The organism is Paenibacillus sp. CAU 1782, assembly GCF_054551715.1.
Map to the genome: position 1 here is coordinate 144,461 of NZ_JBTOLL010000003.1, position 26,238 is coordinate 170,698.

General features: G+C 50.8%; 21 protein-coding genes. 6 read left to right on the forward strand and 15 right to left on the reverse strand.

Annotation, left to right across the window (positions count from 1 at the left end; all coding sequences use genetic code 11):
• The first annotated feature begins 78 nt into the window (after positions 1-78).
• Together ACX93W_RS11365 and ACX93W_RS11370 are read left to right on the forward strand one after the other, a co-directional pair.
• Positions 79-2,100: a beta-galactosidase gene (locus tag ACX93W_RS11365; protein ID WP_459392489.1), complete on the forward strand. Its 2,022-nt coding sequence runs from the start codon at positions 79-81 to the stop codon at positions 2,098-2,100.
• A 16-nt stretch (positions 2,101-2,116) separates the two neighbouring features.
• Positions 2,117-2,989, forward strand: a complete 873-nt coding sequence (locus tag ACX93W_RS11370; RefSeq protein WP_459392490.1) for an NAD(P)-dependent oxidoreductase — start codon at positions 2,117-2,119, stop codon at positions 2,987-2,989.
• 460 nt (positions 2,990-3,449) lie between these two features.
• On the opposite strand, the gene ACX93W_RS11375 is transcribed toward ACX93W_RS11370, so the two are convergent.
• The 3 genes from ACX93W_RS11375 to ACX93W_RS11385 all read right to left on the reverse strand — a co-directional run bounded on the left by ACX93W_RS11375 (position 3,450) and on the right by ACX93W_RS11385 (position 6,512).
• On the reverse strand, positions 3,450-4,358 hold the full coding sequence (locus ACX93W_RS11375) for a glycine betaine ABC transporter substrate-binding protein (protein ID WP_459392491.1): 909 nt from the start codon (positions 4,356-4,358) through the stop codon (positions 3,450-3,452).
• A gap of 104 nt (positions 4,359-4,462) precedes the next feature.
• Complete coding sequence (locus ACX93W_RS11380; RefSeq protein ID WP_459392492.1) at positions 4,463-5,302, reverse strand: ABC transporter permease; 840 nt, start codon at positions 5,300-5,302, stop codon at positions 4,463-4,465.
• A complete protein-coding gene (locus ACX93W_RS11385) occupies positions 5,289-6,512 on the reverse strand; it encodes a quaternary amine ABC transporter ATP-binding protein (protein ID WP_459392493.1) in 1,224 nt (407 codons plus the stop codon). The genes ACX93W_RS11380 and ACX93W_RS11385 overlap by 14 nt, the downstream gene beginning before the upstream one ends.
• Before the next feature lie 256 nt (positions 6,513-6,768).
• On the opposite strand from ACX93W_RS11385, the gene ACX93W_RS11390 reads away from it, so the two are divergent.
• Positions 6,769-7,332 (forward strand): GbsR/MarR family transcriptional regulator, encoded by a 564-nt coding sequence (locus ACX93W_RS11390; protein WP_459392494.1) that lies wholly within the window; start codon positions 6,769-6,771, stop codon positions 7,330-7,332.
• Between the two features lie 824 nt (positions 7,333-8,156).
• Here ACX93W_RS11390 and ACX93W_RS11395 read toward each other — a convergent pair.
• From ACX93W_RS11395 to ACX93W_RS11445, 11 genes are all read right to left on the reverse strand, one after another.
• Complete coding sequence (locus tag ACX93W_RS11395) at positions 8,157-9,368, reverse strand: response regulator (protein WP_459392662.1); 1,212 nt, start codon at positions 9,366-9,368, stop codon at positions 8,157-8,159.
• Entirely contained in the window at positions 9,365-11,218 is a 1,854-nt protein-coding gene (locus ACX93W_RS11400; RefSeq protein ID WP_459392495.1) for a cache domain-containing sensor histidine kinase, read from the reverse strand. Before ACX93W_RS11400 ends, ACX93W_RS11395 begins: the two co-directional genes overlap by 4 nt.
• Positions 11,219-11,228: 10 nt before the next feature.
• Positions 11,229-12,242 (reverse strand): substrate-binding domain-containing protein, encoded by a 1,014-nt coding sequence (locus ACX93W_RS11405; RefSeq protein ID WP_459392496.1) that lies wholly within the window; start codon positions 12,240-12,242, stop codon positions 11,229-11,231.
• Positions 12,243-12,317: 75 nt separating this feature from the next.
• Positions 12,318-13,481 carry a multiple monosaccharide ABC transporter permease gene (gene mmsB, locus ACX93W_RS11410; RefSeq protein WP_459392497.1) on the reverse strand — a complete coding sequence of 388 codons (1,164 nt, stop codon included), beginning with the start codon at positions 13,479-13,481 and terminating at the stop codon, positions 12,318-12,320.
• Between the two features lie 3 nt (positions 13,482-13,484).
• On the reverse strand, positions 13,485-15,014 hold the full coding sequence (gene mmsA / locus ACX93W_RS11415; RefSeq protein WP_459392498.1) for a multiple monosaccharide ABC transporter ATP-binding protein: 1,530 nt from the start codon (positions 15,012-15,014) through the stop codon (positions 13,485-13,487).
• Positions 15,015-15,117: 103 nt separating this feature from the next.
• The gene (chvE, locus tag ACX93W_RS11420; protein WP_459392499.1) at positions 15,118-16,212 is read right to left on the reverse strand and encodes a multiple monosaccharide ABC transporter substrate-binding protein; all 1,095 of its coding nucleotides are present in this window, start codon (positions 16,210-16,212) and stop codon (positions 15,118-15,120) included.
• 456 nt (positions 16,213-16,668) lie between these two features.
• Positions 16,669-18,510, reverse strand: coding sequence for an oligopeptide ABC transporter substrate-binding protein (locus ACX93W_RS11425; protein ID WP_459392500.1), 1,842 nt, complete (start codon positions 18,508-18,510; stop codon positions 16,669-16,671).
• A gap of 15 nt (positions 18,511-18,525) precedes the next feature.
• Positions 18,526-19,443 (reverse strand): ABC transporter permease, encoded by a 918-nt coding sequence (locus ACX93W_RS11430; RefSeq protein ID WP_459392501.1) that lies wholly within the window; start codon positions 19,441-19,443, stop codon positions 18,526-18,528.
• A 27-nt stretch (positions 19,444-19,470) separates the two neighbouring features.
• Positions 19,471-20,433 (reverse strand): oligopeptide ABC transporter permease, encoded by a 963-nt coding sequence (gene opp4B, locus ACX93W_RS11435; protein WP_459392502.1) that lies wholly within the window; start codon positions 20,431-20,433, stop codon positions 19,471-19,473.
• Positions 20,433-21,374, reverse strand: a complete 942-nt coding sequence (locus ACX93W_RS11440) for an ABC transporter ATP-binding protein (RefSeq protein WP_459392503.1) — start codon at positions 21,372-21,374, stop codon at positions 20,433-20,435. The genes opp4B and ACX93W_RS11440 overlap by 1 nt, the downstream gene beginning before the upstream one ends.
• Positions 21,361-22,371 (reverse strand): ABC transporter ATP-binding protein, encoded by a 1,011-nt coding sequence (locus tag ACX93W_RS11445; protein ID WP_459392504.1) that lies wholly within the window; start codon positions 22,369-22,371, stop codon positions 21,361-21,363. The genes ACX93W_RS11440 and ACX93W_RS11445 overlap by 14 nt, the downstream gene beginning before the upstream one ends.
• Before the next feature lie 360 nt (positions 22,372-22,731).
• On the opposite strand from ACX93W_RS11445, the gene ACX93W_RS11450 reads away from it, so the two are divergent.
• The gene (locus ACX93W_RS11450) at positions 22,732-23,946 is read left to right on the forward strand and encodes an alpha-D-ribose 1-methylphosphonate 5-triphosphate diphosphatase (protein WP_459392505.1); all 1,215 of its coding nucleotides are present in this window, start codon (positions 22,732-22,734) and stop codon (positions 23,944-23,946) included.
• A gap of 36 nt (positions 23,947-23,982) precedes the next feature.
• Positions 23,983-24,510 (forward strand): MgtC/SapB family protein, encoded by a 528-nt coding sequence (locus ACX93W_RS11455; protein ID WP_459392506.1) that lies wholly within the window; start codon positions 23,983-23,985, stop codon positions 24,508-24,510.
• 88 nt (positions 24,511-24,598) lie between these two features.
• On the opposite strand, the gene sspI is transcribed toward ACX93W_RS11455, so the two are convergent.
• Positions 24,599-24,817: a small acid-soluble spore protein SspI gene (gene sspI, locus ACX93W_RS11460; protein WP_459392507.1), complete on the reverse strand. Its 219-nt coding sequence runs from the start codon at positions 24,815-24,817 to the stop codon at positions 24,599-24,601.
• A gap of 139 nt (positions 24,818-24,956) precedes the next feature.
• Here sspI and ACX93W_RS11465 point away from each other — a divergent pair, with 139 nt between their 5' ends.
• A complete protein-coding gene (locus ACX93W_RS11465) occupies positions 24,957-25,769 on the forward strand; it encodes a TrmH family RNA methyltransferase (protein WP_459392508.1) in 813 nt (270 codons plus the stop codon).
• The last annotated feature ends 469 nt before the right edge of the window (positions 25,770-26,238 follow it).

Below are 26,238 nucleotides of genomic sequence, written 5' to 3' on the forward strand. Positions count from 1 at the left end.
AATACGGAAAACGGCGATCGAGTGCAAGGGAATCGAGAAGGTTTTCATTAATCACGCAACGTTATGGAGGGTTGTTCGATGGTTCATGACAGCTGGTGGAGGAAACCGCTTGCGATCATTCAGCCGAATATGCAGGTCAAGGATACGGCGAAGATTGATCCGAAGCGGCTGGGCAAGCAAATAAAGGACATGCACGCCAATACGGTTGTTTTTAATGTGGGCGGCATTTATGCTTGGTATAAGTCGGATGTGCCTTATCATCATGTTAACGAATATTTGCCTCAAAACGGCGATTTGCTGCAAGAGATGATTACGGAGTTTCATAAACAGGGAATCCGGTTTGTTGCCCGTTATGATTTCAGCAAAGCGGACGATGCCGTCTACCAGCGGCGCCCGGAATGGTTTGTCAGGGATGCCAATGGCGATCCGCAAATTATCGGCGCGGGCAGGCCTGGGAATTGGTCGCTTCTGATGTCCACCTGCATCAATTCCGGTTACCGTCATGAGGAATTGGCCATTCCGGTGTTACAGGAATCGCTGCGGCGCTACGATATTGACGGCATATTTTTCAATAACCCGAATGCCATACCTTGTTGGTGCGGCATTTGCCGGGACAAATATGAGGCGTTGTACGGCGTGCCGATGCCTGAGGACAAGGCGGAGCGGGATCGGACATGGGGCTCTTTGTGCATGAGGGGCAACATGGAGCGGCTGAAGGATGCTGCTAAGGAAGTAAGGGGCGACATTCCGGTTCTGGGCTACTATAACCTGTTCCGGGAACGGCTGGGAGACCGCAAAGCGGGAGCGGATCTGCTCTGCACGGAGCCGCAGGACGTGTTGTCGCTGGGTCACCGCCACATCCCGGAGTTTTGGAAACCAGCGATGAGCATCAAGCTGGGCCGTTCCGGAGGAGATGCCGCACCGCTTGGCATCGTGCATTCCTGCCCCGGCATGGATTGGCGGCATACGGGATTGCCTCCTGCGGAATATGCCTTTTGGCTGGCGCAGGTGCCCGCTTACGGCGGACAAATCTGGCATTCCCTGACTGGCGTGCCGGATACGATAACCGACAAGCGCATATTGCGCGTCGTGACGGAGCATAACCGCCGCGAAAGCAAACTTGCCGCCGAAATGCACCAGGCAAAGTCGCTGGCGGATGTGGCTTTGCTATGGGGAGGCGTCAAATCGGCGGAGGGCTGGGCGGACGGTTTGATCAACCGCCAGGTGCCTTTTGATCTGGTGCCGGTCGAGCAGGCCGATCTTGCTTGCCTGAAGCGCTATCGGGCCGTCATTGTGCCGGAGCATACCGGAGTGTCCTCGGAGTCGCTTGCAGTTTGGCGGGCTTACGCCGAGCAGGGGGGCGTTATGATTACTGAAGGCAGCCTGGATGCCGACGATAAGGGAGCGCTGTCGGAGCTGCTTGGCATTGAAGCGCGCACGACGCTGAGCGAGCAGCTGGCGGCAAGTTATCTTCGTTTCGGTGATTTGCCTGACGGCAATCCGCTTCAGGCCGGGATGGAGGAAACCGAGCTTATCCCGCATCGGGGGCGGGTGGTATACTGTAAGCCTAAGCCCGGGACGGAGGTGCTGGCTACGCTCGTGCCGCCGTTTTCCCCGCTGGAAAGCGTCGGAGCTCCGCCGGAGCGGGCATCCCTGTCCGTGGAGCGCACGGATATTCCCTTGGCGCTGCGCCATGTCATCGGCGCCGGCGGACTATTTTATCTGCCCTTTTCGTTTAGTTGGCTGCTGGATGAATTCAAGCTGGGCGAGCACTACCGTCTGATGGACAACCTGATCGGCGCCGCCGTCAGCGGACAAAGGCTGCTTAAGGTAACCAACGTTACGGGACTTCAAGTCACTATTTTTTCAAAAGACAACGGTTTGCTGCTGCATTTTGTCAACGGGACAGGCCGAAGGCCGCTTACGGATGCCATTCCGCTTCATGGGATAGAGGTGGCGCTGCCGTTGTCGCTTTTGCCAGGGGCGGTTTCAGTCAAAGGGCTGTTGGAGAACGGGGAATTGCCGTTTCAGGCATCGGAAAATGAACTAAGATTCACTATACCCAGAATCGACATATGGGAAGCCGTCAAAATCAGCTAAGGAGAGTGGAAGCAAGATGCAATCGACAATCAAAAAGGTCGGGTTTATCGGAACGGGCGTAATGGGAAGCAGCATGGCAAAACATTTGCAGGCCGGCGGACACGAGCTTCATCTGTATACACGCACGAAAGCAAAGGCGCAGCCGCTTTTGGATATGGGCATGATATGGCATGACACGCCGGGCGAACTGGCGGCCGTATGCGATGCGGTCATTACGATTGTAGGATATCCAAGCGATGTGGAACATATTTATTTGGGCGAACAAGGATTGGTAGCTTCGGCCAAGCAGGGGGCATATCTGATTGATATGACAACTTCATCGCCTTCGCTTGCTATTCGCATTCACGAAGCGGCAACGGCAAAAGGGTTGTTTGCGCTCGACGCTCCCGTATCGGGCGGAGATATCGGCGCGCGAAACGCCGCATTGTCGATCATGGTAGGCGGCGACGAACCTGCCTTTGAAGCGGTTAAGCCATTGCTGCTGCTCATGGGCAAAAATGTGCTGCTGCAAGGCGGACCGGGAGCGGGCCAGCATACCAAAATGGTGAATCAAATCGCGATCGCCTCCAATATGATTGGCGTGTGCGAGGCATTGGTTTATGCGCGCAATGCCGGCCTAAATCTTGAAAACGTGCTTCGCAGCATCGAAACAGGCGCGGCAGGCAGCTGGTCGCTCAGCAATTTGGCGCCACGCATCGTGGCTGACAATTTTGAGCCGGGCTTTTTTGTGAAGCATTTTATTAAGGACATGGGGATCGCTCTTGATTCAGCTAAGGAAATGGGCATCGACCTTCCGGGCTTAACCCTGGCCAGAAAGCTGTACGATACAATTGCGGAAGCCGGCCTTGGCGATAAAGGCACACACGCTCTTTATCAATATTGGCAATAATATAGCTGCTGCCACAGTTTACGGGCAATAACTTCAATGCCCCGTTCCGGCGGCGTCCCGTTGAAATATGAAAAACGGGGCTGTCCAAAAAGTCAAACGCTCTAACGGACACGGAAGTCCGTTAGACGCGTAAAACGCAGATTTTGAAATGCTAACGGACATCCTTGTCCGTTAGAGCCCCAAAATGGGTAATTATTGGATAATTTTCGCTGTAACGGACATCAATGTCCGTTACAAACGCAAAAAGCTAAAAAATAAGCGCTAACGGACACGGATGTCCATTAGCGTTTTTAATTGAATCAGATACGCGGATCGGCTTTTCGGACAGCCCCGTTTTTTCATTGGCTATGAGTTCAAAAGCTTTAAGTTCAAAAGCTTTAAGTTCAAAAGCTTTAAGTTCAAATGCTCTGAGTTCAACGACTCGGCGCTCAAGCTCCGTCAGCCTTTGGAACGGTTTTGGTTATTGACCAATCCAAGCATCCACTTTGTCGGCGTTGGCTTCGACCCATGCCTTGGCGGCATCTTCAGGGGATGCGCCTTCGACGATTGCGATCATTACTTCCGCCATATCGTCAGGTGTCCAGTTAAACGCGTCCAGGAAGGCGTAAGCCTCCGGCTGGTCATCCTTCAGACCTGTGCGGACCACTGTATGAATTTGCTCGTCTTGACCGTAAACGCCTTTTGGATCCTCCAAATATTTGAGGTCCATCTTGGCAAATTTCCAGTGCGGAGTCCAGCCTGTCACGATAATAGGCTCTTCGTTGTTATAGGCTCTTTCAAGTGATTGAGCCATGGCGGCGGAGGAGCTTTCAAGCAGCGTCCATTTGTCCTTCAGCCCGTATTCCTCCAGCACGCTTTCGGTTTTCATCATAAGTCCAGCGCCTGGCTCGATGCCGGTAATTGTATAGTTCAGCGTGCCGCCGACTTCATCGTTCAAGTCTTCGATGCTGTTAATATTCATGTAGGAGGGAACGACCAGGCCAAGCTTTGTTCCGTCCAGGTTAGGACCGAGGTCTTCCAGCTTGCCTTCATTGTCCTTCATATAGGATTCATGCGTTGTCGGCAGCCAAGCGGCAACCATAGCATCGGCGCTGCCTTGCGCAATGCCTACCCACATTGGGCCAGCGTCAACTTGCAGCATTTCCACAGTATAGCCCAGCTTGGATTCCAGCACTTCCTTTACGACGTTGGTACTGGCAATTTCGGAGTCCCAAGCCACGTAAGCAAGCGTAATTTCCTTTTTGCCATCCGGTTTGCTTCCGCCATTAGCCGTATTGCCGCCGCCGTTACCGTTTCCGGAAGCGCAGCCCGCAACCAGGATCAATACCATCAACGCCGCCAACATCACACTCATTTTGTTGAATTTCATTCCATACATCACTCCTGTATATTATTTTGAAGCTGCTCCATGCAGGGAGAGCGCTCAAGAAAACTCAAGAAAACTCAAGAAAACTCAAGAAAGCTCAAGAAAACTTATCCATGCGATTTGGATTTTTTGATGACTTGCTGCGTCAGACGGTCGAGAATGATGGCCAAAATAACAATGGCAATCCCGGCCTCAAAGCCAACGCCCGTCTTCACTTGAGTCACCGCCCGGTAGACGGTTGCGCCAACGCCTTGCGCGCCGACCATGGATGCGATAACGACCATGGATAACGACAGCATGATCGTCTGGTTGACGCCTGCCATAATGGTCGGCAAGGCGATAGGAAGCTGAAGCTTTACGAGCTTTTGCCCCGGTGTTGAACCAAAAGCGTCAGCCGCTTCGACAAGCTCCGCGGGTACCTGACGAATGCCCAGATTTGTCAATCTGATTGTTGGCGGGATGGCGAAGATAATGGAGGAGATAACCCCCGGAACGACGCCTAGGTTAAAGAACGTGATCGCCGGAAGCAAATAAACAAATGCCGGCATGGTTTGCATAAAGTCCAGCACGGGCGTCACGATTTTTTGCATCTTGTTAGATCTTGCGCACAAAATGCCCAGCGGAATTCCGATTAAAATGGAAATAAAGGCTGCGGTTAAAACCAGCGCAAGCGTCTGCATCGTTTGATTCCACAACCCGAGGTTGTCGATCAGCAGCAGTCCAACGATGGTGAACACGCCCATGCGCCATTTGCCGATATACCAGGCAATCGCGGTAAACAAAATAATAACGGCCAGCGGAGGCAGCCAAACCAAAGCGGTGTTCAGTCCTTTGACGATTCCTCCGATTACCATCGAAATAAAGGAAAACAGCGGCCAAAGGTTGTCGCCCATCCAATCCTGGAGCCATTCAACCCAATCGGCCAAAGGCAGTTTAGGCAGTCCCATGAGCGCCACCTCCATTCTGAGCGCCGTTATCTCCGTTGCCGCCGCCGGCCAATGCCGCAAGAACGGCGCCTTTGATGACGACTCCTTTAAGACGGCCATTGTCGCCAATGACAGCTACAGGCAAACGGGAATTGCCCATTAATTCAAACAATTCATTAAGCAGGGTGTCCGGATGCGTTGTCGGCACATCTCTTTGCAGCACATCGTCCAGCTTGAGGTTTTCCTTGACGGCGCGCGATGCATCCTCCGCGCTGACAAGACCAAGCAGGTGCATGGATTTGTCAACCACGTACAGACTGGAAACGCCCCGATCACGCATGAATTGCAGCGCAACGCGCGGTCCGCGGTCCGGCGTGACGGTTTCGGCCTTGTCCATGGCATGGGAAGCCGTAAGCACTTTGGACAAATCGACGTCTTCGACGAATCGTTCGACGTAACGGTTGGCCGGCTGCATCAAAATTTCTTCCGGCGTCCCGATTTGCACAATGCTGCCATCCTTCATTAAGGCGATAACGTCGCCGATGCGCAGCGCTTCATCCAGATCATGGGTAATAAAAACGATCGTTTTTTTCATTTTAGTCTGAAGCTCCAGCAGCTCATCCTGCATATCCTTGCGAATAAGCGGGTCAAGCGCGCTGAACGCCTCGTCCATTAGCAGTATGTCGGGATCGCTGGCTAAACCTCGTGCCAGACCTACCCTTTGCTGCATGCCGCCGCTTAATTGATCGGGATAGCTGTTTTCCCAGCCCTTCAAACCAACCAATTCCAACGATTTCATCGCCATTTCGCGACGTTCTTTTTTGGCAATGCCCTGAACCTCCAGGCCATATTCCACGTTTTGAACGACGGTGCGATGCGGAAATAACGCGAATTTCTGAAAAACCATTCCGATGTTTTTGCGTCGGAACTGCCGGAGCTTCTCCGGTGACATTTTCGTAACGTCCTGCCCTTGGAAGAGCAGCGTTCCTCCGGTTGGTTCGATCAATCGGTTGAGCAGCCGAACCAGCGTCGATTTGCCGCTGCCGGACAAGCCCATAATAACGAATATTTGACCTTCTTCTATGGTGAAATCAGCTTGATTTACGCCAACGGTCAATTTTGCTTCGGCGAGAAGCTTTTCCTTTGTCCAGCCTTGAGCCAAAAGCGGCATACCCCGCTTGGCGTCATGACCAAATAGTTTTGTCAGCCCTTTAGCTTCTATCATCGCCATGGTGTTGCCCCCTTCCGTACCTCTCTTGCTCTCGTGAAAAGCCACCCCCTAAGTGTAGTTGGATAACTTTGTAATGGTCAAAGAGCGTGAGCACCCATATAGTCTGTACAGTTTTAACTTTACAAACTTTATGTACCGTATTCTCTGGATAACTCCCTTTTTCGCCCGGATTGCGTTCTTTACATAAGATTGGCGTTTGCTTACAATAGCGATAGTATCTTTTGAAAGGCGGCGGCCACTCCTCAGGAGGGATGACATGAATGAACTGAAGGAATTAAGCGACGAACAGCGCACCCTGCTGCTGCAAATGCGTAGACGCGTGGTGGAATCAATCGGCAAAAACATGGATTTATACGGGATTACGTTATCCATTGGCCATTTATACGGAAATATGTATTTTAACCGCGAGCCGGTAACGCTTGATGAAATGAGCGAAACGATGGGCATGAGCAAAACGTCCATGAGCACCGGCATGCGTACCCTGTACGATTTGAAAATGATCAATAAAGTGTGGGGGAAAGGTTCGCGGAAGGATTTGTACGAGGTTGAATCGGATTGGCATCAGAACTTTACCGATTTTTTCTCTATTAAGTGGCGCAAAGCCGTCGAGCAAAACATGAGCGTATTAAACCGGAGCATGAAAGAAATCGGAGTATTGCTGGAACGTTACGACGGCGATCAGGCGATGGTCAAGCTGCTGCTCAGCGATCAAGAGAAGGTCAATGACGCACTTGCTTATTACAAATGGCTGGACAGGCTCATCGACACCTTTGAATCCGGAGAAATCTACAACTTTATACCAAAAGAAGACCCGAACTGACGCTGCCGAATTTTAGTGGCGAACTGAATGTGGCTAACGGTCAGATTTGTCCGTTAAACGTTGAAAAACGTAAAATCGATATTTCTAACGGTCAAAAACGTCCATTAAAGCTCGAAAAAAGCAGAATATGCACCTCAAAACCAAGGGGCTGTCCAAAAAGCCGATCCGCGTATCTGATTCAATTAAAAACGCTAATGGACATCCGTGTCCGTTAGCGCATATTTTTTAACTTTTTGCGTTTGTAACGGACATTGATGTCCGTTACAGTGAAAATTATCCAATAATTACCCATTTTGGGGCTCTAACGGACAAGGATGTCCGTTAGAATTTCAAAATCTGCGTTTTACGCGTCTAACGGACTTCCGTGTCCGTTAGAGCGTTTGACTTTTTGGACAGCCCCTTTCTAATTTTGCTGAAAATGCCCGCTAACGGACAAAAACGTCCATTAGACATACTTGTCCTTGCCAGTCGTTACGTATGTGGGGCCCAATAAATTAGCGTGTACAGGGCAGTCTGAACAAGACATAAGTCGAACAGCCTGCAGTACAGTACAATCAGAGTAACTCACAGCCAAATCACAGCCAAATCACAGCAAAATCACAGCAAAATAGGGATAGAAGGGAGGGGCCGGCATGCTGCTGGTCCCTATGAAAAAAGCGCCCGAAATGCGGGCGCTTTTTGCGTTACAAAACGACTTGCTAGATCGTATAGTATTACTCCGCAGATTTAGTAGATTGCGTCACGCTATACTGCATTTTTTACTCCACGATTGCAGCAAACTTCGACACGCTATATTCACAGTGCATCACTCCACAAGGAGGCAGCTACCGTTTGCGGTATTGATTGGGGGACATGCCGGTTGTTTTTTTGAAGGCGGTGCTAAAATAATGTTGGGTTTCGTAGCCAGCCTGCTGCGAAATTTCCTGAATGGTCATGTCGCTGCCCTGCAATAGCTCGATGGCGGTTTTCATGCGGGTATAGGTCAGATGGCCGATGAATGATCGTCCCGTCTCCTGTTTGAATAACCGGCTGAGATAAACGGGGGTGACGTTCAACGCGCGCGCCGCCTGCTCCAGCGAAAGCCCCTGGTCCTTGTGATTGGCGGCAATCCATTCCTTGGCTTGTTTGATAAGCGGCGAAAGCTTTAGCTCCTGCTGAATGGATGCTTTGGCCTGCTGATAGCCGAGATGGATGCCATCCATGTCCTGGCCGTTAAGCGCAAGACCGGAGTGGATGCGAATGTTCAAGTAACTCTGCACCGACTCTCTGATGTGCGCCAGCAGCTTGCTGGAAGGGACATGCCGCAGCAAAAAAACAAGATATCCGTCGTAATCCCGGAAATGAACGCAGGTTTCTTCGGCGCCATGTTCTTGCGCGAAACATTCCAAGGTTATATTTTCGATGGCGAAAAGAAGCAATTGGCGGTCCCGCTGGGAATAAAGGATTTCGCCGCTGGCGAGTTCAGGCCACAGGAGCACGCATATCGCGGACAGACCGCTTTGGGGCAAATCAAGAAACAGCAGCTGTTCGCGAATTTCGTCCAGACTAAGCTCGCCGCTCATCCATTCCAGGCAAAAGCGGTCCCGCAGCAAATCGAGATGTTTTTCAATTTGGCGAGATGCGGATTGCAGCAGTTTTTTTTGCGTATAATCGTTATCCAGCTTGGCAATGACGGAGGCCAAAACCTGATTCAAATGCTCCGGATTAATCGGCTTGAGAATATAACCCGCAACCTCGAATTTGATTGCCTCCTGGGCGTAGGCAAACTCGTCATGTCCCGTAATGATGATCATCTTGCAAGCCGGCAGTTCCTCCCGTATATGGCGAATTAACGTCAAGCCGTTCATGATTGGCATGCTGAGATCGACCAGCACGATATCCGCAGCTTGCGCCAAAGCCAGCTCAAGCGCTTCTTCGCCGTCTTCGGCTTCGCCCGCCGGAGCCAGATTTAATTCTTCCCATTGAATGACAGAACGGATTCCTTCCCGAATAATGACCTCGTCGTCCGCAATAACGACTTTCCATTTGCCGTCTATGTGCCATCCCTCCTCTGGGCTTTCAAGACGGGATGGCGGAGGGTGACTGTCGTTCCGCTGCCAGCGGCGCTGTCCACCGAAATACCGTAAGCCATCCCGAAGCCAAGCTGCATTCTTTCCTGCACATTGCGGAGTCCATAACCAATCCTGCTGCCGTTTAACGTAAGCTCCGCGCTTCCGATGGCATCCTCCCGGTCATCCAGCGGCAGAACCAGCGCTTGTCTCAGAAGCCGCAGCTTCTCCTCCTGCATGCCCGCGCCATCGTCTTGTATAACAAGCATCAGATAACCTCGCTGCAGAGCGACCCGAATACTGATCAATCCGGGACCGCGCCGTTCCTTGATGCCATGATAGATGGCGTTTTCGACAACCGGCTGCAGGATCAGCTTTAAAACAGTAAGATTTCTGCAATTTTCATGTATATCAATGCTGTAATTCAGCTTGTCCTTATATCTTGTTTTCTGGATTTTCAAATAGTTGCCGATATGATCCAGCTCATCCTCCAACGGAATCAGCTCTTGTCCTTTGCTTAAACCGAGACGGAACAGCTTGGACAAAGCTTCGACCATTTCCGTCGCTTCTTTAGCGCCATCCTTCCGGGCAAGCCATTGGATCGTATCCAGCGTATTGTATAGGAAATGGGGCTGAATATGGGCTTGCAGGCTTCTTAGCTCGGCCTCCCGTTTTTTGCGCTGCTCCAGCTCTACCTGGCTAAGAAGGCGGTTGATTTGAATCAGCATTTTGTTAAAGCTGCGCCCCAAAAGCCCGATTTCATCAGAACGCTCGCCGCTCATGCGCAGACTCATATTGCCTTCTTCGACCTTGCGGACTACGGAGGCAAGCTGGGTGATGGGGCGGGAAATCGAATTGGACAAGAAATAGGATGCCGTAATGCCCAGCATGCAAACGACAAAAACAAACAAAACCAGATATAAGTTGATATCTTTAATCTCCTGAAGCATATCCTGCAGAGGGAAGACGCCTACGGTCGTCCAGTTGGTAAAGCCCGATTTCTGAAAAATAAATTGAAGCTTTTCGCCGCTTACCTCGTGGGCAAGCATATTGGAAGCGTTTGCGGACATGGCCTCAAACAACTCTTTGCCTATGGTTACAGCATTTCCCGGCGCATAGATGGCATCGCCGTTTTCGTCGATAACGACCAAATACCCGCGTTTGCCAAGCTTGACGTCGCGTATGGTTTCCGCAATGGCCCGAAGCTTCAGGTCGATGATCACGACCCCTTTGTTGGCGCCGGTTTCGGGGTCCTGAATAGCCCGGACGACGGAGACCAGCTCGTTTTCCTTATAGTTGGCATGAGTTATGACATTGCGGTCGACCGGCCTGCCGATCATTTTGAAAATGCCTCTGGCTGCTACGGCTTCGCGGTACCAATATTCCTCCGTCAGATTGCTGTCGCCTCTGGCATACATTTCGTTGCTTAAATAATGGCCGTCGGAGCTGACAACCATAATGCCGGCGATTTCGGAATATAACGTCGTAAATCCCTGCAGAAACTTGAAGACGCGATAGCGGTCTTCATCCCTGTTGATGGACAGATGGCCTTCGCTCAAAAAAGTCTGAACTTCGGGGTTCATCGCTACAAAATAAGACACGTTCTGAATATTGGCCGTATGGGCATCCAGCGATTTGTTCACATTGCCGATTAGCTGAAGCGTTTGATGATTGGCCTGCTTTTCCAGCATGTTGCCCACGGTCAGGGAAAATAAAAAGGTAATGCACAACGAGGGCAAAATACTGATCAGCAAAAAATGGACAATCAGCTTGTTGCGAATCGGCCAGTTGTTAAGCTGCAGCGTCTCTCGCAGTATCGGGGTCATTTTCGGCATCATGGACGTTCCCTCATTTGGCATAGAAATGATCGACGTTTTCGACGGTCACTACCGTTACGCCCGTATCGACGTAATTCGGAACGGGCGATACATTGGCGCCCTTCCAGTCGGGCATTGGCTCGACCAATTGATGATTCAAGTGAAACAGCTGCATGAGCGACCAATAGCCCATGCTCCAGGTGCCTTGGGCAATCGTTGCCGAAACGATTCCGCTTTTGATCATGTCGAGTGTGCCTTTATCGGTGTCGAAGCAAATGACGGTCAGTTTGCCTTGCAGACCGGCGGCAAAAACGGCGTTGCCCACGCCAACGCCGCCGCTGGCTTCTGTAACAAAAATGCCGCTAAGATCGGTATAGTTGTCAATTAAATCCAACGTTTTTTGCTCCGACACAAGCTGGTCCCCTTTGCCGTCCTCGATGGCGACAACCTCCATACCGGGGAATTCTCGTTCAATCGTTTCCTTGAAGCCCGTTGTCCGCTGCTGGTGGTTCAACTGATTGGGATGTGTAATAATACCGATTTGGCCTTTGCCGCCCGCCATCGCCGCCATTTGCCGCGCAGCGGTTACGCCGGCTTCGTAATTGTTGGTGCCGATAAAGGAATACGCCTTGCTGTCCGGCGCGTCCGCATCGAACATTACAACGGGAATGCCGGCTTCGACCGCCTTTTGGATGGCATCGTTCAGCACCTCGGAGTCGATGGCGCTAATTGCAATTCCGGAAGGCTTCCGGGCAATGACCTGCTCCAGCACGATCACTTCTTCTTGGGCGTCATATTGCGTCGCTCCCCGATATTCCACGGAAACGTTCAACGTCTCGGCCGCATCCTCAAAACCTTTCAGCACGTTTTTCCAATAGTCGATGCCGCTCAGGAAATTAACCATGACGTATTTCTCGTCCAGACCGCCGCGCAAGCCGGCCTCCTGCTCGTTATATGCCGTATCGTTGCCTCGAAAATGAGCGACGTACAAATAGGCAAGCAGCGTCAAAATAAGAATGAGATACAGGAGAAGAAGCTTTTTCATGAGCGGTCCTCCGGCCATGTGTTGGGTTGAAATAGTTGGAAATCAAGGAATTCAAAAATATTATAGCACACACATTTAGGAGGATTTGTTTTTGTTGTAAATATCGAAAGCAACGGCCAGCAGGAGCACAAGGCCTTTGATGCCTTGCTGATAATCAATGCCGAGGCCAACCAGGGACATGCCGTTGTTCATGACGCCCATGACGAGGCCGCCAACGATTGCGCCGATGACTGTGCCTACGCCGCCCGTGGCGGATGCGCCGCCGATAAACGCCGCGGCAATGGCGTCGAGCTCGAAGTTTACGCCGGCCTTTGGCGTGGCGGCGTTCAGTCTTGCCGCAAATACGAGACCTGCCAACGCGGCCATGACGCCCATGTTGACGAAAACCCAAAAGGTCATTTTTTTCGTTTTGATGCCCGACAGGCGGGCGGCCTTTTCGTTACCGCCAAGCGCATAAATATGGCGGCCCATAATGGTGCGGCGCATGATGAACGTATAGAAGACGATCAGCGCAAACAATAGCACAAAAATATTGGGCAGACCTTTGTACGAAGCCAGCAAAAAGGCAAAGTAATTAAGAATCGCAACCAGGACCGCAAGCTTGACGATCAGGAAAACAGGAGGCAGCACCTCGAGCTTATACCGCTGGTCGAGCAGACGCTTGCGCCAATCCAGAACGATCAGCAGCAGCGAAAGGCCAATGCCGATTATAATCGTTACAAAATGCAGGCTGCCGCCGCCAAAGGTGGGCAGAAACCCGGTGCTGATCGCACGGAACCCGTCGGGGAACGGGGCCACCGATTTACCGTCCAATACAAGCATCGTCAAACCGCGAAACAGCAGCATCCCCGCTAACGTCACAATAAAGGAGGGGATTCGCACGTAGGCGATCCAGAAGCCGTGCCATGCTCCGACAGCCGCGCCGATGAGCAAGGACAAAATGATGGCCAGACTGAAATGAATATTGAGATTAACCATCATAATGGCCGACACGGCGCCTACAAAAGCGGCAACGGACCCAACGGAAAGGTCGATGTGGCCGGTAATGATGACAAGCAGCATGCCGATCGCCAGAATGAGAATGTAGCTGTTTTGCAAAACAAGGTTTGTAATGTTTAGCGGTCTTAACAATGTGCCGTCCGTAATAATTTCAAAAAACAGCATAATAAGCGCAAGCGCGATAAACATGCCGTATTGTCTGATGTTGCTTCGAAATAGTCCCTTAACATAATTCAGCATCGGCTAATCCCGTCCTCTCGTCATGTATTTCATCAGAAGCTCTTGCGTGGCTTCTTCTCTGGCGACCTCGCCGGTTATGCGTCCTTCGTTCATGACGTAGATCCGGTCGCACATGCCGAGAAGCTCGGGAAGCTCCGATGAAATCATAAGCACGCTTTTGCCTTGGGAAGCCGCATCATGGATGATGGAATAGATTTCAAACTTGGCGCCAACGTCAATGCCGCGCGTCGGTTCGTCCAGAATCAGCAGCTCCGGCTCGGTAAAAATCCATTTGCTAAGCACGACCTTTTGCTGGTTGCCGCCGCTTAAATTGCCCGTTTTTTGATGAACGCTTGGCGTTTTGATCGCCATTTTTTCCCGGAAACGTTCCGCCTCGATCAGTTCCTGATGATCGTTCACCAGATAACGGCGCGAAATGCTGGACAAATTGGCGAGCGAAATATTGCTTTTGATGTCCTGCATCAGAATTAAGCCGTATTCCTTGCGGTCTTCGGTTACGTAAGCGATGCCGGCTTCGATCGCGGCGGAGATGGTGGGAACCTTGATGGGACTGCCGTTTTTCAGGATCGTTCCGCTTATTTTCTGGCCGTAGCTCCTGCCAAAAAGACTCATGGCCAATTCCGTTCTGCCCGCGCCCATCAAACCCGCAATGCCGACGATTTCGCCTTTGCGGACGTTCAAGCTGGCCCTGTCCACCATCATGCGTTCGCTTTGGATGGGGTGGTAAACGCTCCAATCCTTGATTTCAAACCATACGTCACCGATTGAGGGCTCGCGGGGAGGATAACGATGCGTTAAATCCCGTCCGACCATGCCTTGAATGATTCGTTCCTCCGTAATCGTTTCTTCATGGACGTCCAAGGTTTCTATGGTTTTTCCATCCCGCAAAATAGTGATTGAATCCGCGACCTTCATAATTTCGTTCAGCTTGTGCGAAATAATGATGGAGGTGATGCCTTGCTGCTTAAACGACAGCAGAAGGCGCAGCAAATTTTCGCTGTCCTCTTCGTTTAATGCCGCGGTTGGTTCGTCCAAAATAAGCAGCTTTACTTCCTTCGACAACGCCTTGGCGATTTCCACAAGCTGCTGCTTGCCGACGCCGAGCGAACCGGCCTTAACGGAAGGTTTTTCATCAAGGCCTACCGTTTTCAGCAGCTCTCTGGTTTCCAGCTCTGTTTTGTACCAGTCGATGATGCCTCCCCGGGATCTCTCATTGCCCAAAAAGATATTTTCGGCGACGGACAGTTGGGGAATCAGAGCCAATTCCTGATGGATGATGACGATTCCTTTTTTTTCGCTGTCGGTAATGGCGCGGAATCGGCAGGTCTCGCCCCTGAACAAAATATCGCCTTCATAGGTGCCGTGCTCGTATACGCCGGACAATACCTTCATCAAGGTTGATTTTCCCGCTCCGTTTTCGCCCATAAGGGCATGGATTTCGCCTTCCTTAACTTGCAGATTTACGTTTTCCAGCGCTTTAACGCCGGGGAATGTTTTGGTGATCGCCAGCATTTCCAAAAGGTTTGATGCCATGCTCTACCCGCTCCTTAATAGCGCTTTGCGGGGATAAACAAATGATTCGGCGCTTTGCGGCGCCAAACCATTTGTTGATTCCCTCATTGATTTGCAACGAATCTTACTTCAAATCGCCTTCCTGGTAGTAGCCGGAATCCACCAAAATCTCTTTGTAGTTGCTGATGTCGACTGAAACGGGCTCCAGCAGGAAGGACGGGACGACCTTAACTCCGTTATCGTAGGTTTCCGTATCGTTGATTTGCGGTTCCTTGTTCTCAAGAACGGCTTCCGCCATGCTGGCGGCCACTTTGGCCAATTCGCGCGTATCCTTGAAAATCGTGGATGTCTGCTCGCCGGCGATAATGGATTTGACAGAGGCCAGCTCCGCGTCTTGTCCGCTGATTACCGGCATTGGCTTATCGGATGAGCCGTAGCCCACGCCTTTTAATGAAGAAATAATACCGATGCTGATGCCGTCGTACGGCGACAATACCGCGTGTACATCCTCGGTCGTGTAATTGGCGCTCAGCAGGTTATCCATCCGTGCTTGGGCAGTTGCTCCATCCCAACGCAGCGTCGCTACCTGTTCCATCGACGTTTGACCGCTTTTGACGACAAGCTTGCCGCTGTCGATATGAGGCTGAATGACGCTCATGGCGCCGTTGAAAAAGAAGTACGCGTTGTTGTCATCGGGCGAGCCGGCGAACAGTTCGATGTTGAACGGGCCTTTGCCGTCGTTCAGTCCAAGCTTATCGACCAGATAGGAAGCTTGCAGCACGCCAACCTTGAAATTGTCGAAGGTAGCGTAATAGCTGACATGCTCGGAGTTGCGGATCAGCCGGTCGTAAGCGATGACGGAGATATTTTCGTCGGCTGCTTTTTGCAGCACGTCCGTCAGCGATTCGCCGTCGATTGCCGCGATTACGAGCACGCTTGCGCCTTTTGTAATCATGTTTTCGATCTGGGAAACCTGGTTTTCGATAACGTCCTCCGCATATTGCAAATCAACTGAATACCCCAGCTCCTCAAAAACCTTCTTCATATTGGCGCCGTCGTTGACCCAACGCTCGGAGGATTTGGTTGGCATCGCGATGCCGATGCTGCCTTTTTCGCCCCCGGAACCTCCCGAACCGCCGCTCCCGCCATTGCTCGAGCAAGCGGCCAGTGCAAAAATCAGCAAAATCGTCAGCAAACTGCACCACATCGTTTTTTTCATTTTCGAAACCCCTCTTCTCCATGAATTTACAGCAATTGGATTTTCACCTTTATTGTAGCGGGAGGAGGGGGGAGCTGTATTTCCAATGGATTGACCTGTTTTTATAAATTTTTAACTATGTGACGCTCAACCTAAAAGCAGTGCTTGGCTTCAACCGAGAGGGATCGCTACGTGACAAAGGGTTCTTCCGATCGCTGTTAAAGTCCGATTTCTTTTATTATTTCGAGGCAGTGGCGGGAATCGGTCTTTAAAGGCGAGCACTAACGTTTCTCCAGAATCCCTTTGCCCCTCCGCTAAGCTCAGTTTTCGGTTAAGCATTGTTTTTAGATTGAGCTATGGGGAGATGGACACAACAAAAAAGGAGCCTGCGGACAGGATCCGCAAGCTCCTTGCTTGAAATTCCAAAATATAAGTGCTTCAGGCTTTATTGGTTAGTCTGTATTTAGATACGCTCTGTTAATTCGCAACGATTGCTTTATCCGCGCTGACTGCGATGTCGTGGATGTACATGTTAGTACCGTCGCCGATGAAATAATTATGAACGCGGTTGTTTACTGGAACAACCTTTGCTCTGTAAAGCGTCGGGAAGACAGGTACTTCCTGAATCATGAGGTCTTGCCACTCCTTATAAACTTGAATCCGGTAATCCTTCTCAAAGGCCTTTTCGGAGAGACCTTCTTTGAGTAAGCGGTCGTTCTCGTCGTTAGCATAGCGGGAGAAGTTATAGATCGCGTCGCGGCCGTACAGGCCGGCAGGGTCAACGTCGATGCCGACTCCCCATGCGGCTTGGTACACGTCAACGGATGGATCATCCTCGCCCGTGTTGCCGACGCGGTCGTAGAAGGCGTTGAATTCAATCATTTCGAGCTGAACATTCAGTCCAATGTCCTTCCATGACTGTACATAGTAGCGGGACAGCGGCTCGGCGATCTCCGAACCTGTCATGGAAATAAAGTTGATCACCAGCTCGCTTCCGTCCGGATTGGTCCGGAAATCTCCATTCAGCTTGTATCCGGCATCGTCCAGCAGCTTTCTGGCAGCTTCGGGATCAAAGGTTACGCCCGGGTTGGAGGAATCATGATATTCCGGATGGGAAGGAGGAATAAGCGTTGTTGCGTTCCAGCGCAAGCCGCTATAAAACTGCTTGCCAACTGTGTCGTTGTCTACAGCCATCCACATTGCTTTGCGCAGATTCACATCGCCCATCTTGGCGTCGGGGTTAGGTTTGACCGAATTGGCCGCAGCATCCCATGTGCCCAGCTTAAAGCCGATATACGTATAGGCGCGGTCAACGATGCCCAGCCATTCAACATTGGACAATCCCGCATTGTCCGGGAACTGATCAACAGGGAAGGAGCCGACCAAGTCGATGCCGCCCGTCTTGATTTCCTGAACGACGTTGGAGGGATTGATGACGCGAAGAACAACTTTGTCGAGCTTTGGCTCGCCGCGCCAGTAATCCGGGTTTTTGACATAAACAACGGATTCGCCCGGCACGATGCTCTCCACCTTGAAGGGACCGATACCTACAGGATTCTGGCGAACGGCTGCCGACGCCGACATGTCCTTAACGGGAATGTCTTTGAAAATATGCTTGGCAAGCGGGTAGTTCCAGATGCCGCCGGTGATCAGGGAAGGGTTGGATTCGATGTATGTAATCCGCAGCTGCTTGTCGCTCAAAACTTCGATCCCCGAGATTTTATCCGCTTTGCCGTCGTGGTATTCCGCCATGCCTTGAACATTGATCAGGCTGGCGTCATAGCGGGGGCCGTCGTAATCGGGATGGCCGATGACCTCATGCGCGAACTCCCAATCCTCGGCAGTAAGAGGCGTGCCGTCGTGCCAGTTTACATTGTCGCGAATCGTAAACGTGAAGGTGCGTCCATCCTCCGAAACCTCGTAGGTAGCGGCGCCGTCATTTGTGTATACATAGCTGGCGTCCCAGGTCAGCATGGCCTCGTCGAACCAGCCAAGCACCTCTACGTCCGGCTGGCCGCTGTAGAAGTTAAAGTTGAGCGTCCCGGCGAACGGCGTATCCGATACGAGGCCGAAATTAAGCGTGCCGCCGGTAATGGCATCCCCCTGATTGGATTTGATGTTGTTAAAATCGGTGACGCTGAATAGGCCGTCCTCATTAACCTCCGGAGCTGCTGAAGCTGATGGCGAAGGCGATGATGACGCCGTGCCGGATGGAGAAGCGGACGGTTCGCTTCCTCCGCTGTTGGAGCAAGCTGCAAGGACAAGAACAACGGTAAGCATGACAGGAAGCATTACTTTTGAAAAGCTGGTTTTGAGCATGAATCGTTTCCTCCTTTATCCTCTTCTTTGTCTTGCGTCGGCAGCGCGTTTCAGCGCTTGGCCCACATTATTTATACTCAACATCAGCACCAGAATCAGTGTGGATGCAGGTAACCAGATCCAAGGTCTGTTTTCAAGCGTTTGCGCATTGCGGGCATAGCTGACGAGCGTTCCCAGGCTTGGCGTATCCTCCGGAAAACCAAAGCCAAGAAAGCTCAGCCCGGATTCAAGCCCGATATTAGCTGCCAGATTCAGCGTCATCGATACGATAATGATGGAGCTGAGGTTTGGCAGGACATGTTTGAAAATAATGCCGGCATGTGAGGTGCCTACCGTCCGCGATGCTTTGACATAGTCCAGCTCCCGCTCCTGAAGCGCTTTGGAGCGTACGAGCCTGGCAATACCCATCCAGAGAAAGGCCGTCATGATGAGGGTGAAGGAATAAATGCTGTATTTGGGAACAACGGCGATGAAGGCAATAACAATCATTAGAAACGGCAGGATGAGGAAGAAATCGACCATTCTCATAAATAAATTGTCAATCATGCCGCCAAAATAGCCCGAAATCACGCCGACAGAGATACCGATAATACCGGTTAGTGCCGTAACCAATATAGCGATTGTCAGCGAATTGCGAGTGCCGATAATCAATTGGCCAAAAATATCCCTTCCGCCATAATCAGTTCCGAGCCAATGCTCGGAAGATGGCGCTTTGTTCAGCGCAAACAAATCAACCTTTACGATTTGCTCCTGGTCCAGCACAAGGGAGGTGATATAGACAAAAGAGGTTACGATAACAATAAAAATCAGCGAAATAAGCGCAATTTTGTCTCGTACAATTTCGCGCCACAAAATGCGAAGTCCCGAGGGACTTCTAACCGCAAAAGCTTCACCCTGTGAGATCGGGAGTTCGTTGGGGGTGGGATTAGTCAAAAGACAGAACCTCCTTTCCTGGATGCGTTATTTAATCCGAATACGCGGATCGACCAAACCAAGAATCAAATCGGATATCAGCGCCCCCAATATAGAAGCGATGCCATAGAGCAAAATAATCGTGATCATCACGCTGAAGTCCCGCAAAAGAATCGAGCTGAAAAATAGCTCGCCCATGCCGGGGTAGCTGAAAATACTTTCAATAAAAATCGTTCCGCCAATTAGCCCCGTAAGCTCGTACCCGAAAAAAGCGGCAATCGGCAGTAAGGCATTCCGCAAAATATGGCGGTTATAAATACGCGATTCAGAAGCGCCTTTGGCGCGGGCCGTATGAATAAAGTCCCTGTGCTTGATATCAATGATTTCGCTGCGAAGCAGTTGGACGGTCGTAACGGTCGTAATCAGCGCCATGGAGGTTGCGGGCAAGAGCAAATGATAAAATTTGCTGATGACGTATTCCAATGAACCTGGCACAAGACCAGGCGTTACGCTCCCGCTTGTCGGAAACCATCCTATTTTGAAGCCAAACAGCCATAACATAAGCAGGGCAAAAATAAACAAAGGCGCGGCGAAGCCCAAATAGGTGTAACCTGTAATCAGCCTGTCGCCTAGCGTATCGTTATAGCGGCCGCTGGTAATGCCTAGAGGAATAGCGATCAGATAAGTAATGATCAAGGTGGCCAGCGACAGCCAAACCGTATTGGCGATTCGTTCACCGATTAGATCCAATACCGGCATTTTGAACCGGAAGGACTGGCCAAAATCGCCCTGCAGCGCTTTGGTGATCCAATCCCAGTATTGAATATGCCAGGGGTTGTTCAGTCCAAGCTTCTCGCGCTGCGCTTCGATGACGGCGGGGTCAACGCTGGGGTCCAGAAGGCCCGTCAACGCATCTCCCGGCATTTGCTTGGCCAGCAAAAAAACAAGGATGCTCAGCAAAATCACTTGCGGAATCATAATGCCGAATCGTCTGGTAATTGTTTTCCCCATCAGCGGCCCCCCGTTCCTTGCGCGGCCGCATAATGCGTTCCGGCAATATGCTGCAGGGGATAGGCCAATCCGTCTTTATCGAAATAGCGATGGTAGGACGTTTGGAATTCCTCCGCAATCGCCTCCCGTTCAAGGGTTCGCTCCGCGCGTTCGGATGGCTCCTTCACAGGAATGGCGGCCAACAGACGTTTGGTGTAAATATGCTGGGGATTGCTGAACAGCTCCTCGGTGGAGCCTTGTTCGACGTATCTGCCCCGGTACATAATGCCGATTTTGTCGCACATATGTTTGATAATGCCGAGATCATGGCTAATGAATAAATAGGACAGGTTTAATTCTTTTTGAATGTCCTTCATAAAATTAAGGACCTGAGCCTGGACGGACAAATCCAGAGCTGAAACGGGCTCATCGGCAATGATAAGCTTTGGCTTCAACGCGATGGCTCTGGCGATGCCGATCCGCTGGCGCTGGCCGCCGGAAAATTCATGCGGATATTTGTAAATGCTGTCGGCGCTGATGCCGACCTGCGCAAGCAGCTGCTGAACGGCTGACAGCTCTTCCTTGGGAGACAGCCGCTCAAAATTGCGAAGCGGTTCCGCCACAATGTCCAGCACTCTTTTTTTGGGATTAAGGGAAGAGTAGGGGTCCTGAAAAATCATTTGAATATCCCGGTTAAAGACGATCCGTCCTTTACGACGCGCGGCCCCCAGATTCCGCCCGTTAAACGTGATGTTGCCCGAGGTGAGAGGGTTAAGGCCGATAATCGCTCTTCCCGTCGTTGTTTTGCCGGAGCCGGATTCGCCGACAAGACCGTACGTTTGGCCCTCTTCAATGCTGAAGCTGATGCCGTCGACGGCTTTGAACGGCTTTGTTTTGCGGGAAAACAAGCCGGAGCGCCCGTGAAAATGAACCTTGAGATTCTCTACATCAAGAAGCGCCATGCCGGATATCCTCCTCTCCGGGAAACCAGAAATGCCGATGGCACGTGCATCTGACAAAATGGCCGGGGGACAGCTCATGCATCTCCGGGTTTTCTTCATGAGCCGTCTCGCCGATCCACGGAATGCGGAAACGGAAGCGGCAGCCCTGCCGCGGCAGGTTGCTTAGGGACGGAACGACGCCTTGTATGGAATACAGCTTGGATTTTGGTGTATCTGCCGATGGTATGGAACGAAGCAGTGAGCGGGTGTAAGGGTGTCTGGGGTCTGACAATAACGTATGTATATCGGCAATTTCAACGATTTGGCCCGCATACATGACCGCTACGCGGTCTGCCATTTCTGCAACGACGCCAATGTCGTGCGTAATGAGGATAATGCCGGCTCCAATATCGTCCTTCAGCTTTTTGATCAAATCCAGAATTTGAAGCTGTATCGTTGCATCCAATGCCGTTGTTGGCTCGTCTGCGATTAAGAGCTTTGGTTTATTGGCAATTGCGATGGAAATTACGATTCTTTGTCTCATGCCGCCGGATAGCTCATGGGGATAGCTGAGCGCGATAACGTCGGGCTGCAAAATGCCGACATCGGTGAGCAGCTCAATCACCCTTTTTTTTCGCTGATTATTCGTCAGGCGGGTTTGATGAAGAATAAGAGCTTCTTCGATTTGCTGCCCAACCGTCATAAGCGGGTTAAGCGCAGACAGCGGATCTTGAAAAATCATGCCGATGTCCCGTCCGCGCAGCTTGTTTAAATCGTTTGGAGCCAGCTTGTTCAGATTGTAGCCGTCAAAAGCAATGTTGCCTTCGCTTTTTGCCCGAGCGTGCAGTCCCATGATCGAAAACGCCAGCGCGCTTTTGCCAGAGCCGGATTCGCCAACAATGGCGACGACTTCATTCGGCTTTACGCTAAGCGAAACATCGTCTACCGCAGCATAGTAGTCATCTCCGATTTTGAAGGATGTCGTAAGATGGGTAATGGTCAAAAGCTCATTTTGCAATAAAATCCCTCCTTGAGTATGGGCAGAGCAAAAATGATGGATGATGTATTGGAACATTCATGGGGACTGCAGTGCTGTAAAGCGTTATTAAATTAATATTCTAAAATTTCAGAATAATCAGAATATACATGGTGTATGTGGATGCAATGTGAGTGTAGATAGAGGTTTTATTCTGTGGGATGAATTTGTTAAGTAGTTTAACATACAAAAGATGGGAAAGAAATGGTTTTCGTAAAAATTTTGAAAAAATAGTTAATGAGGTCTAAAAACCCCTGTGACAATTGATTTACTTCAAGCTGCTTTTGGGTAATTGTGTTAAGATAGTGTAAATGAGGGGTAGTGTCATTACAGGAGTCTTAAATGGGGGCGTTGATCGTGGAACGAGATGATCGTTCATCGCATTCATATCTGATTAATAACGGGCTGGTCGTGTTGGAGAATGCCGTTATTAGAGGGGCTGTCGTTGTACAAGGAAGCCGGATTTCCGCCGTTCTGGACAGGGAAGAGGATGAGTGGATGTGGAAGGCATCCCATCCGGAATCAGCGGTTGTGGATGCGGGCGGCGGCTTTATTTTGCCCGGTTTGATCGACATTCACTGCGATGCCATTGAGAAGGAAGTGCAGCCAAGGCCGGGAACGCTGTTTCCGCTAGAGCTGGCATTGCTGGAATTTGAGCGCAAGCTGCCATTGCATGGCATAACGACGATGTACCACTCCTTATCGCTTGGGGTCGGGCTTAGTCTGCGCGGCAATCATTTATTGACCGGCATGGTGGACCTCATTCATCAGTACAATAATGAACGGGCTATGATTCGCAATCGGATTCATTTGCGTTTTGAGGTATCGCATCATGAAGGCTTGCCTATAGTGGAGCAATATGTGGAAGACGGAAGGATTCATTATTTGTCATTTATGGACCATTCCCCGGGCCAAGGCCAATATTATGCGCCGGGTTCGTTCCAGCGTTATGTCATGAAAAATCAAGGCGTTACCTTGGATGAGGTAGAGCCCATCGTGGAAGAATTGATGGAGCGAAGGGCGCAGATCGACTGGGGAAAGCTTGCCAGGCTGGGCAATGCGGCTGTGTCGAAAGGCATTCCCGTTGCTTCTCATGACGACGATTCTCCTAGCCGGGTGAGAGCGATGAAAGCTTGCGGCATGAGCGTCAGCGAATTTCCGATCAATATGGAAACAGCCCGTTATGCGGCAGAGAAGGGGATTTCGGTATGCGTCGGCGCTCCCAATGTGGTGCGCGGCGGCTCCCATGATAATAATCTTAGCGCCGAAGAAGCCGTGAAGGCCGGGACTGCGGACCTGTTGTGCTCGGACTATCATCCGTCGTCGCTGCTAGCCTCTGTTTTCAGGCTGGCTGGCGCGGATTACTCAGACTTGCCGGCAGCGGTGAAAATGGCCACCCTGAATCCCGCCAAAGTGATGGGCACGGATGACGACTTCGGGTCGCTGAAAGCCGGCAAAGCGGCGGATATGATCGTGGTCCATTTTTACCGCGGAATGCCCTGGGTAAGCCGCACGATCGTAGACGGCCAATGCGTCTACAGCTCCCGAACAAGATAGGTATTACAACCAGAGAAAGATAACAGGAGGCTTTTTATGTTAGTCACGGATCAATTTCTTTCATCCCTGCTCGGCGAATACGATTGGCTGCTGCGGATATTGGTGGCTTCTTTTCTAGGCTTTATGATCGGCCTCAACCGGACGCACAAGCATAAGCCGGCAGGCGTAAAAACGTATATGTATGTAACGGCGGCTTCGGCACTTATTACGATCGTTTCCATTCAAAGCGTTACATTGTATGCGGGCATGAGAGAACATACGATGATGGACCCGATGCGTCTTGCGGCGCAAATCGTTACCGGTCTGGGCTTTATCGGGGCTGGCGTCATTCTCAAAAACGGAGTAAAGGTCGTTGGTTTAACCTCGGCTGCCATGATTTTTTTCTCCGGGGGCATTGGCATCGGCATTGGCGCTGGTTTTTATACTCTGGTTGTGTTTGCCCTTATCGTCACTTCCATCTTTGTCAAAATTGGCGAATGGATTGAGAAGCGGGAAGAAAAAAGAGGCGGGAAGGAAAAAAGCAAACGAGATGACGACGGCGAAGTCAGCGTCGAGTCGGACTAGGCCGGCAAGTGGCTGGTAGTTCTAGCAAAACGGGCAAAGCTAACTCTTGTGTAGAGTTAAGCTTTGCCCGTTTCCTTTGTGTGCTGTGCTAGGACTGCTTCTTGTGGAGGTGCTGGTACAGCGTGTCGACCATGTGATTGTGGTCGGACTCGCCGGTTTGCTTCCAGATCATTTCAAACAAGACGCCAAGCCCCGGAAGGGCCCTTTCGTCATGTCCAACCGATCCTTCAATGACTTCGTTTAATTGCTCGCGGGAATTATCTTGTACGCGATTTAAAATGGCTTGGCGAAGATCGATGTTTTCCAACCGGATGACCTCCTGTTGTGTTCAGACTTGCTCCAATAGGATGCCCTTCCGAACTGAAATTATTCGGTGTTAGACGGCTGTGCTATAATGGATTTATTGGATTTGATGGCGATAGGCCGGGAAAGGGTTATGGACATAAATGACAACTAATCATCTGCATATTGCTTCCCAAAGCAACGATCGGGTTAAAGGCTGGGCAGCGCTGCTGGAGAAGAAACAACGCGATCAGCGGGGAGAATTTTTAATCGAAGGCGTACACCTGGTGATGGAGGCTATCGTGTGCAAAGCGGATATTGCCGTTATTGTTTACGATGTCGACAGGGGCATTCCCCGCGAGCTTCAGTCGGAGCCATACGCATCGGCCGCAGCTACGCAGGAATGGATATCGGCGTCGCGTGTTGTGATGAGCAAATGCAGCGATACGGATACCCCGCCGCCGATATTTGCGGTTGTACGCAAGCCGAAACCGGCACTTTCTGCTCTGTTTCGGCCGCATTGTCTGGTTATCGGGCTTGACGGGTTAAGCGATCCCGGCAATGTTGGAACGATCATTCGCAGCGCGGATGCCGTTGGTGCCGATGCTGTTATTTTGGGCAAAGGCACGGTGGATTTATACAATCCCAAAACGGTGCGTTCCAGCATGGGGTCGTTGTTCCACCTGCCGATTATTGAAGGCGATCTGGCTGAGCTCATCCCTCAAGGCAAGGAGCGCGGGATCGTAATGGCGGGCACCAGCCTGCAAGCGGCAAAGGGCGTATACGACTGTGATTGGCGCCGTCCGGTGTGGCTGCTGATGGGCAACGAATCCCGAGGTCTGTCGCCGCAAATCGAAGCCGCTCTCGACGAAGCGGTAATTATCCCCATGCCGGGCCAGGCGGAATCGCTGAACGTAGCGATGGCCAGCACCATCATGCTGTACGAAGCTTTGCGTCAGCGGAGTTTTAACAAATAATAAATTTCAGTAAGTAGAAATCCAGGTTAACGAGAAAAAACAAAATGAAGAACCTGCTAATAGAATCCCATAGTGTATTCCCAAGTTTGGACATAGTGAAAACCGCCCAATTTTATGAACAAAAAATGGGGTTTAGAGCTGTTCAGTATTTGGATGCAAATGAGCCTCATATTTGTTTGTACCGGGATGCCACAGAAATTATTTTAACGAAAACGAACGGTCAAAACGTAATTCCAAATAGAGAGCTTTATGGATGTGGGAAGTAGGACAGTAAAAATTTATCCCTTTAGAGTGAGCTTACCTCACTCTATTTTTTTTGCTCAGAGACTATAATTTTTTTGAAAGGAAAACAGGTAGAATGAGGGGGAGTATTTATAGGCTAAGAGAATGTTTGCTTTGAAAATATGATAGCGCTTTCAAGTTTTTTTTGATGTGCAAGGATGTTGCCTGAGAACGGCTCCTCGTTTCT